Origin of the sequence: Clostridioides sp. ES-S-0190-01, assembly GCF_020658275.1 — a bacterium.
Lineage (GTDB): Bacteria > Bacillota > Clostridia > Peptostreptococcales > Peptostreptococcaceae > Clostridioides.
This window is the reverse complement of the sequence record NZ_JACVWA010000019.1, coordinates 1-9,441: the sequence shown is the minus strand read 5'-3', so window position 1 is coordinate 9,441 and position 9,441 is coordinate 1. Positions and strand designations below refer to the sequence as shown.

Annotated in this window: 9 protein-coding genes, 1 tRNA gene, 1 rRNA gene, 1 other RNA gene and 1 other annotated feature; of the genes, 11 read left to right on the top strand and 1 reads right to left on the bottom strand. The window is 28.5% G+C overall.

The genetic code is table 11. The annotated features are described in order from the left end of the window. The first annotated feature begins 9 nt into the window (after window positions 1-9). The 11 genes from rrf to IC214_RS06830 all read left to right on the top strand — a co-directional run bounded on the left by rrf (window position 10) and on the right by IC214_RS06830 (window position 7,661). Window positions 10-126, top strand: a 5S ribosomal RNA gene (rrf, locus tag IC214_RS06880). A gap of 131 nt (window positions 127-257) precedes the next feature. After that, complete coding sequence (locus IC214_RS06875) at window positions 258-767, top strand: transcription repressor NadR (protein ID WP_227856174.1); 510 nt, start codon at window positions 258-260, stop codon at window positions 765-767. 11 nt (window positions 768-778) lie between these two features. Next, window positions 779-1,660, top strand: coding sequence for a mechanosensitive ion channel family protein (locus IC214_RS06870; protein ID WP_227437590.1), 882 nt, complete (start codon window positions 779-781; stop codon window positions 1,658-1,660). Window positions 1,661-1,786: 126 nt separating this feature from the next. Further along, window positions 1,787-1,992, top strand: a binding site (T-box leader). Window positions 1,993-2,118: 126 nt separating this feature from the next. After that, complete coding sequence (gene serS / locus IC214_RS06865) at window positions 2,119-3,390, top strand: serine--tRNA ligase (protein WP_227866423.1); 1,272 nt, start codon at window positions 2,119-2,121, stop codon at window positions 3,388-3,390. 319 nt (window positions 3,391-3,709) lie between these two features. Further along, window positions 3,710-4,165 carry a nucleoside deaminase gene (locus tag IC214_RS06860; RefSeq protein WP_227437594.1) on the top strand — a complete coding sequence of 152 codons (456 nt, stop codon included), beginning with the start codon at window positions 3,710-3,712 and terminating at the stop codon, window positions 4,163-4,165. Further along, window positions 4,166-4,257, top strand: a tRNA-Ser gene (locus tag IC214_RS06855). It begins immediately after the preceding gene. Between the two features lie 41 nt (window positions 4,258-4,298). Continuing rightward, window positions 4,299-4,563, top strand: an RNA gene (gene ffs / locus IC214_RS06850) — signal recognition particle sRNA large type. A 76-nt stretch (window positions 4,564-4,639) separates the two neighbouring features. Then, complete coding sequence (gene dnaX / locus IC214_RS06845; protein ID WP_227866422.1) at window positions 4,640-6,277, top strand: DNA polymerase III subunit gamma/tau; 1,638 nt, start codon at window positions 4,640-4,642, stop codon at window positions 6,275-6,277. A 58-nt stretch (window positions 6,278-6,335) separates the two neighbouring features. Continuing rightward, window positions 6,336-6,686, top strand: coding sequence for a YbaB/EbfC family nucleoid-associated protein (locus tag IC214_RS06840; protein ID WP_227437598.1), 351 nt, complete (start codon window positions 6,336-6,338; stop codon window positions 6,684-6,686). Between the two features lie 12 nt (window positions 6,687-6,698). Then, window positions 6,699-7,298 carry a recombination mediator RecR gene (gene recR, locus IC214_RS06835; protein WP_227437599.1) on the top strand — a complete coding sequence of 200 codons (600 nt, stop codon included), beginning with the start codon at window positions 6,699-6,701 and terminating at the stop codon, window positions 7,296-7,298. A 141-nt stretch (window positions 7,299-7,439) separates the two neighbouring features. After that, window positions 7,440-7,661, top strand: coding sequence for a hypothetical protein (locus tag IC214_RS06830; protein WP_227437601.1), 222 nt, complete (start codon window positions 7,440-7,442; stop codon window positions 7,659-7,661). A gap of 64 nt (window positions 7,662-7,725) precedes the next feature. Here the strand turns inward: IC214_RS06830 and IC214_RS06825 are convergent, their stop codons facing one another. Next, window positions 7,726-8,931 (bottom strand): MGDG synthase family glycosyltransferase, encoded by a 1,206-nt coding sequence (locus tag IC214_RS06825; protein WP_227437604.1) that lies wholly within the window; start codon window positions 8,929-8,931, stop codon window positions 7,726-7,728. Window positions 8,932-9,441: the final 510 nt, after the last annotated feature.

The window sequence follows — 9,441 nt, the reverse complement described above, 5'->3', positions numbered from 1 at the left end:
TAAAGATTATGTGGTTACAATAGCAGAGAGGATACACCTGTTCCCATTCCGAACACAGAAGTTAAGCTCTCTAGCGCTGATGGTACTTGGTGGGAAACTGCCTGGGAGAGTAGGACGTAGCCACGTAGTCTTTTTTTATTGTTTGCTATAAAATCTAAAATTAAACAGAATATAAACTCTGTATTGATTTATACTAAGATAAAATATAGAATTATATAATATAGACAAAAAGTTTTGATTTAGAAAGAAGGTATGATATGAATTCTAATGAAAGAAGAAACAAATTAATAGATATTTTAAAGGAATCCAAGCATCCTGTAAAAGGTGGAGTGCTAGCAGAGCTATTAAATGTAAGCAGACAAGTAATAGTACAAGATATAGCGCTTATAAGAGCTAAAGGTTTTGAAATAATAGCGACACCTCAAGGATATATAATATATAATCAACCATATTTTTCCAGACAAATAAAATGTAAAAATCATAGAAATCCCCAAGAAATTTATGAAGAACTAAGAATTATTGTAGATTTGGGTGGAATTGTAAAAGATGTTATTGTAAATCATCCGACATATGGTCAAATAACTGCGGAACTTAATATTTATTCTAAAATGGATATAGATGATTTTATGATAAAAGTTGAAAAAAATGAGTTTAAACAATTATCAGTTTTAACAGAATGTAGTCATATTCATACAATTGAAGCACTCAAAGAAAAAACTATTGAAGATATAATAAAAAAACTAGATGACAGTGGAATATTATCATAAGGAGGAGTTAAATGAATTTTTTGTCATTGGCTAAGACTACTTCAACAAATAGTAATATAACGAAGAGAACTTTAGAAAATATGCTTAATAATTTCAGTGATAATATACCAAATATTATATATGCAATAACAATATTTATAATAGGTATTTATATAGCTAAGATAGTAAGAAAGATGGTTTCTAAATTTCTAATTAAATATGGAATGAGTAAAGGTGTAAATAATTTTATTGTATATGGTATATATATATCAATGCTATCCATCATATCACTGATAAGTTTAGGTATTATAGGAATACAAACTACATCAGTTGTAGCGGTCTTAGGAGCAGCTGGATTTAGTATAGGATTAGCATTTAAAGAAATATTATCAAACCTAGGTTCAGGCATGATTATTTTGTTTTTTAAGCCATTCAATATAGGTGATTATATTCAAGGGTCAGGTGTGGAAGGTACAGTTTCTGATATACAAATATTTAGCACTGTTCTTAAAACTCCAGATAATAAAACTATAATAATACCAAATTTTCAATTGACAAGTAATAATATAATTAATTACACACATCAAAATAAAAGAAGAATAGATTTTTCGTATAATATTTCTTATGACAGCGATATAGATATGGTTAAATCTATATTAAATGAAATTTTTACAAATGAAAAAAGGATACTAGATGATCCAAAGCCAATCATAGGGTTAAACTCTATAGGTAATAATACTATGCAAATAGTTGCTAGGCCTTGGGTTAAAACTGATGATTACTGGGATGTATACTTTGATATAATGGAAAAAGTTAAAAAGAAATTTGATGAAAATAAAATAGAAGTTCCATTTATTCCTGCTTCATTATTGTTTAATAACACAAGTAATTTAAATTCTTTAGATAAAAGATAATATTTTAATTAAACAAAAAAATCAAATTCAAGATAACAAATTAAAGAAAATTCTAAAAAAAATTGAATAATAGTATTGAAAGATGTTAATATATATAATATAATGATTATCAAATAAAACAATTAGTTAAAAGCATTGAAAGAAAATAGTAAAAAACAGGTTGTATTCAGAGAATGAGTGGATGGTGAGAACTCATTACAATGGTTTTTGAATCTACTCTAGAGCTTCTAGTTAAAGCTAGACGTTTACCTACGTTACAGGTCTGAGAGGATTGTACATATGGGTATAATCAATTAGGGTGGCAACGCGGATAAAAGATTTTCGTCCCTTTTATAGGGTAAACGGAGGTCTTTTTTTATTTTCAAAATTTGTTTAAACTAAGAATTTGCAGTTAAAAATGTTTTAATTTAAATTGGAATTATTAATTTATATTATAAAAATTATTAGGAGGAATTAATATGTTAGATATTAAAAGAATAAGAGAAAATTTAGATGATATTAAAAAAGCTATGGAAATAAGAGGCGAAAAAGAATTCGACCTTGATGCTGTAGTGGAATTAGATAATAAAAGAAGAGAGATACTTCAAGAAGTTGAAGTTATGAAAAATGAATTAAATGTAAACTCTAAAAAGATACCACAATTAATAAAAGAAGGAAAAGATGTAGAAGAGGAAAAAGCAAGATTAAAAGAATTATCAGACAAGATAAAAGGTATTGATGAGAAAGTAAAAGAAGTTGAAGGAAAAATAGAATATGCATTGATGAGAATTCCAAATGTACCTCATCCAGATGTGCCACAAGGTGAAACAGATGAAGATAATGTTCAAGTAAGAACTTGGGGAGAACCTACAAAATTTGATTTTGAACATAAAGCTCACTGGGATATAGGAACTGGTTTAGGGATATTAGACTTTGAAACAGCTGGAAAAATAACTGGTTCAAGATTTACTTTATATAGAGGATTAGGTGCTAGATTAGAAAGATCTTTAATGAATTTCTTCTTAAATACTCATACAGCTAAACATGGATATACAGAAGTTTTACCTCCATTTATGGCTAATAGAAATAGTTTTATAGGCACTGGTCAACTTCCTAAATTTGAGGAAGATATGTTTAAAATAGAAGGGCTAGAGTATTTCTTAATACCAACAGCTGAAGTACCTGTGACAAATATACATGCTAATGAGATATTAGATGTTGCAGAACTTCCAATAAAATATTGTGCATATACTCCTTGCTTTAGATCTGAAGCTGGTTCAGCAGGAAGAGACACAAGAGGTTTAGTTAGACAGCATCAATTCAATAAAGTTGAATTAGTTAAATTTGTTAAACCAGAGGATTCTTATAAGGAATTAGAATCATTAACTCATGATGCTGAAACTATGTTACAAATGTTGGGTCTTCCATATAGAGTTGTAAGAATATGTACAGGAGACTTAGGATTTACAGCTGCTTTTAAATATGATTTAGAAGTTTGGATGCCAAGTTATAATAGATATGTAGAAATATCTTCTTGTTCAAACTTTGAAGATTTCCAAGCAAGAAGAGCGGGAATAAGATTTAAAAGGGATAAAAAATCAAAAGCAGAATATGTTCATACATTAAATGGTTCTGGATTGGCTATAGGAAGATGTTTAGCTGCTATATTAGAAAATTATCAACAAGCAGATGGTTCTGTAGTGGTTCCAGAAGAATTAAGACCTTATATGGGTGTTGATGTTATAAAATAATTATGTATTAATATTATATAAGTGATAATATATTTTAAGATTAAAAATATACTGTAAGTAAATAGTAAATTAGAAAAAGTTATGAGATTTAATAATTTCATAACTTTTTTATGTTAATATATATAATAGAATATTCATCATAAAAAGCTAAATATTTTCATAAATCAACATTTAATTAGACGTTGAAAAAATTTTTTTAGGTTAATTTAAATTAAATGTAGCTATGTATAGCAATATATTAAATAAACAAAATAAAATTAAGTTGAATTATAAAATGAATTATGATAAGATAAGTTTGTTATAAGTTTTGGGAGGAATTATGGAAAGTTCATTTTATATGAAAGAAGCATTAAAAGAAGCATATAAAGCATATAATAAGAGAGAAACACCAATAGGTGCTGTTATAGTTAAAGATAATCAGATAATAGCAAGGGCTCATAACCTTACAGAAACATTGAAAGATTCTACAGCTCATGCAGAAATTTTAGCGATAAAGCAAGCATCAGAAAAATTAGGTGGATGGAGATTGACAGATTGTGATTTGTATGTTACACTAGAGCCTTGTATAATGTGTAGTGGTGCAATAGTTAATTCTAGAATAAAAAAGCTTATAATAGGGACAAGACATATAAAAAATTCATATATAGAGAAACAGCATGAGTTTAAATTAGATTATTTTGATAATAATAATGTAAAAGTGGCTTTTGATGTTTTGCAAGAAGAATGCTCGATCATATTGCAAGAATTTTTTAAGGCATTAAGAAAAAGAGATTAAGGAGAGGTGGTCGAGTGGTCGAAGGCGCTCGCCTGGAAAGCGAGTATATGGGTAAAACTGTATCGTGGGTTCAAATCCCACTCTCTCCGCCAGAAACAATAAATAAAAGTAATTAAATATGGTTGTAATTTTGCTGTACTAGATGGGGAGGTAGCGGTGCCCTGTAACCTGCAATCCGCTATAGCAGGATTGAATTCCATCTAAAGGCTTATTTTTTGTAGGGCCGCCCTGAATAAGTGGTGTTGATGCTTAGGTCCTGCGCAATGAAAGCTCATGAACCCCGTCAGATCCGGAAGGAAGCAGCGGTAAGTGATCACTTTTGTGTGCCGCGGGGGTGCCTAAGTTGAGCTAACTGTTTTGGTAACGCCTATGGAATTAAGTCGATAGATGGTGTACAGCATTTAATATATAAAAGACTAATCCCTTAGATAATGAGGGATTTTTTTATTAATTTTACTAAAGAGAGGTAAAAAGATGCATAAAGCATTATATAGAGCATATAGGCCACAAAGATTTGATGATGTTGTTGGTCAAGAACATATTATTAAGACTTTAAAAAATCAAATATACAATGATAATATAGGACATGCCTATTTGTTTTGTGGTACAAGAGGTACTGGAAAGACATCTACTGCAAAAATTTTTTCAAGAGCGGTAAATTGTTTAAATAAATTGAATGAAGAACCTTGTAATGAGTGTGAAATATGTGAATCAATATTAAAAGATAATACAATGGATGTTGTAGAAATAGATGCAGCATCAAATAATAGTGTAGATGATATAAGAGAGCTTAGAGAAAGTGTAAAATATTCTCCAGCTAATGCTAAATATAAAGTATATATAATAGATGAGGTTCATATGTTGTCTCAAGGAGCTTTTAATGCATTGTTAAAGACATTAGAAGAACCTCCCTCATATGTAATCTTTATATTGGCTACTACGGAACCTCATAAGATACCTGCAACTATTTTATCACGTTGTCAAAGATACGATTTTAAAAGAGTTACTGTTAAAGATATGACTCTTAGGATGAAAAAAATTTGTAAAGATGAAGGAATTGACATAGATGAAAAAGCTCTTAATCTGATATCTAGAAACTCTCAAGGAGCACTTAGAGATGCTCTTAGCATATTAGACCAGTGTATATCATTTGGAGAAAATACAGTAGACTATAAAGATGTTGTTGAGTTGATGGGAAGCGTGAATATAGAACAATTATTTGAGTTGTCTCAATGTATTGTAGCACAGGATACTAAAAAATCTCTTGAAATATTAAATGAATTTGTTTTATGGGGTAAAGATATAAGAAACCTTATAAATGATTTAATAGACCATTTTAGAAATTTAATGGTTTGCAAAGTATCATCAGAATTAGATGAAATAATCTCATTACCAGAAGAAACTATAGAGCAACTTAAATCTCAATCTGAGGACATAGATATGAATGATTTAATAAGAATTTTAAATATACTGTCAACAACTCAAGATGATATAAAATCATCTTCAAATCCAAGAGTCTTAGTAGAAATAACTATAATGAAGATTGCTCAGCCAATGTTTGATGAAAGTAAAGAAGCTCTTATTAAAAGGGTTGAGAATTTGGAAAAAATGATTGAAATGGGTAGCTTTAAAATTACAAATAATGATAGTGGTAAAGAAAAGGAATATGAGGATAATAGAGAAATAGATTCAAAAAAAGAAAGTATAGTTTATGAAGAGGTAAAAAATGAAGATGTTCTACTTATAGAATCATCATGGAAAAATATACTTAAACAAATTAAAAAAGATAAAAAAATGCCAATATACGCTCTTTTAAGTGAGGTAAAAAGTTTTAATGTATATTCTAACATGTTATATGTAATATTTGATGATAAATTTGATTTTGCAAAAACTAGATTAAGCTCCCCAGATACAATAAATTATCTAGAGAAGACTATAAGAGAAGTTTTAAATAGAAGCTTTAGTGTAAAAATAGTATTGTCATCAGAAGTCAAAGATATAAATCTTGAAGTTAAAGAAAAAAAAGACATTGGTGAAGAGATACTAAAGAACATAGTAAACGAAGAGATACTAGAAATAAAAGATAGTATTGATGAAAATGAAAGTAAATAATAAAATACTATTATGATATAATAATAAAATGAAAATAAGTTTAGGAGGAATAGTGTTTATGGCTAAAAAAGGTTTTGGAGGCGGAATGATGCCTGGTGGTGGAAATATGAATAATTTATTAAAACAGGCTCAAAAGATGCAAGAAAACATGCAAAAAGCTCAACAAGAGTTAGAAAATAAAGAAGTAGAAGCTTCAGTTGGTGGAGGAGCAGTTACTGTAAAAGTTAATGGTAAAAAAGAAGTTTTAGATATAACTATTAAACCAGAAGTTGTTGATCCAGACGATATAGAAATGTTACAGGATTTAGTTTTAAGTGCAGTAAATCAAGCATTGAGAAATATTGATGATATACAAGCAAATCAAATGAGTAAGGTAACTGGAGGTATGAATATACCAGGGTTATTCTAGTAGGTGATATTTATGCAAGTTTATACAGGTCCGATAACGAGACTAATAGAAGAATTTTCAAAGCTTCCAGGAGTTGGAAGAAAGACTGCTCAAAGGTTGGCTTTTCATATTATTAATATGAATACTAATGATGTGGAGGCTTTATCTAAGGCAATTATAGACGCAAAAAGAGAGATAAAGTATTGTTCAATTTGTTGCAATATAACAGATACAGACCCATGTAGTATGTGTTCAAATAAGAATAGGGATTCTAGTACTATATGTGTGGTAGAAGATCCGAGAGATGTTGCAGCTATGGAGAGAATAAGAGAGTTTAAAGGGCAATATCATGTATTAAATGGGGTTATTTCTCCAATGGATGGTATTGGACCAGATATGCTAAAAATAAAAGAGCTTATACAAAGGCTTGGTAATCAAGATGTAAGAGAAATAATAATGGCTACAAATCCTACTATTGAAGGAGAAGCTACAGCTATGTATATTGCAAGATTAGTAAAGCCAATGGGAATCAAAGTTACTAGGATAGCTCATGGTCTTCCTGTTGGAGGCGATTTAGAATATGCAGATGAAGTTACAATATCGAAAGCATTGGAAGGCAGAAGAGAAATATAAAAATCGAGGTTACTACCTCGATTTTTGTAATTTTTTGGAGTTAAATTCAGATTAATTTTGATTTAGATTTATTGAATAAATCTCTTCTGTATTGTATAATTTGTTGTATAAATCATTTAAAAATTTTGATAGGGGTGCAACATGAAACCAATTATGAACTTAGAAGAACATAATGCAATGAAAGAAAAAAGAATTAAAAAAATGAAATCAAAAGACAAGCCTAAATATGATGATTTTGAGGAGATAAGTTTTTCTAACAAGAAAAAAACTAAGAAAACTCCAAAAAATAAAAATACTGAATTCAGAAATAACTATAAAAACTATCAGTATGATTATGAAGAAGATTTTTATGAACCAATCTAGCAATTAAATAATTAGAAGATAAAAAATCCCTAATAGGTATACTATAGGGATTTTATTTATTTTATTAATCAGAAATTATACTTAATACTAAATTAGCTATGTTTTGGGCTGAATTTGACTTTCTTATAGATTTTATATTTTTCTTTAACATTTCTAGCCTACTAGAGTCATCTATTAAAACTTTTAATAATATTGATAAATTATATTTCTTTGTAGTTCTAAGTGCTGCACCACAATTGGATAAGAAATCAAGATTTTCTTCTTCTTGTCCAGGGATATAATATGGAACTATCATGGGTACATCTTTTAATAGTGCTTCAGTTGTAGTAAGTCCACCAGGCTTACTGACTAAAACATCGATAGAAGCTAAAATATCATTCATTTTATTAGTGTATCCAAGTACACATACATTTTTGTCATGATAACGAGATACAAGTTTTTTTTCAATTTTCTCTTTTAAACTTTCATTTCTACCAGTTATTACAAGTATCTGAAAATCTCTATCTGTATCTAATAACTCATCAAGAGTTTCTTTTATATTCCCAGCTCCAAAACTGCCACCCATAAGTAAAACAGTTAATTTATCAGGAGATAAATTTAGTTCAGAAAGAACAATTTTTTTATCTCTATGAGAGTGGAATGATTTTTCAACAGGGATTCCAAATGTTCTAATTTTGCTAGGCTCGACTCCATCAAATACTAATAATTCCTTTACATACTCATGACCAACAATATAGTAGTCAATCTCATTTTGTATCCATGTGGAATGAGTAGTATAATCAGTTAGTACAGAAATAAGTGGAGGAACATTAATAGTACTTGTATGATGCTTATAAAAATGATCAGTAGAAGCATTTATTTCATTATTATGTAAGTTAAAATTTTTTTTCAATGTACTTAGAGCAATCATTGGAAAAGGATGTGTACCTATAATTAAATCTGGCTTAGTGTTTTTAATGAGTTTTTTAAATTTTTTTGCCATAAATGTAATGATTAGATTATCTTTAAATTCATTTTTCGATAAAAGGTTTGTTTCAGATAATCTATATACACTTCCATATGCTTTGGGTGTATATATGGCGGATTTTTCATATCCTCTTGAAATTATTTTATCCATTATGTTATTGACTAATTTCAAACTATCTATTATTTCGCACTCAACTGGCTCTCCATCAATTGTTTTGGATGTAAGTTCTTCTTTAATAGCTAGAGCCGCTCTATTATGTCCACCACCTGTAGAAGCAGACATGATTAATACTTTCTTGCTCATAATAAAATCCTCCTAAAATGTAGCATAGTATTTATATAATATTTTGATGTGTAAAAATGTCGTTCTCAATCAAATTATTGATAAATCATTTTTTAATAATAATCTAATACAAGATTACAAAAATTACAAGTGAAAGAAATGTAAATTAATTTTAAAAAAATGTGTATTGCTACAAATAAAAAATTTAAATATAGAATAAAAAGGAAAATTGGGCATAAAATATATATTAGTCCTATGAAATAGGGACTTTTGTTTATTATTAATTTCTGAGAGTTAAGCTGATAAAACATAGAAAAATTAAAAATCTTAAAAAAAATAAAAAATTATATTGACTTAGATAAATAAAGCTGATATAGTATTACTTGTCCTTAAGAAAAGGGCAGACATGAAAAATGAACTTTGAAAATTAAACAGTAGGTTAATTTATAAAAACAAGAAACAAACCATAAAGCCAGATATTTAGATAACAATAGTATCTGAGCCTGATAAACTTTTATTTGAGAGTTTGAT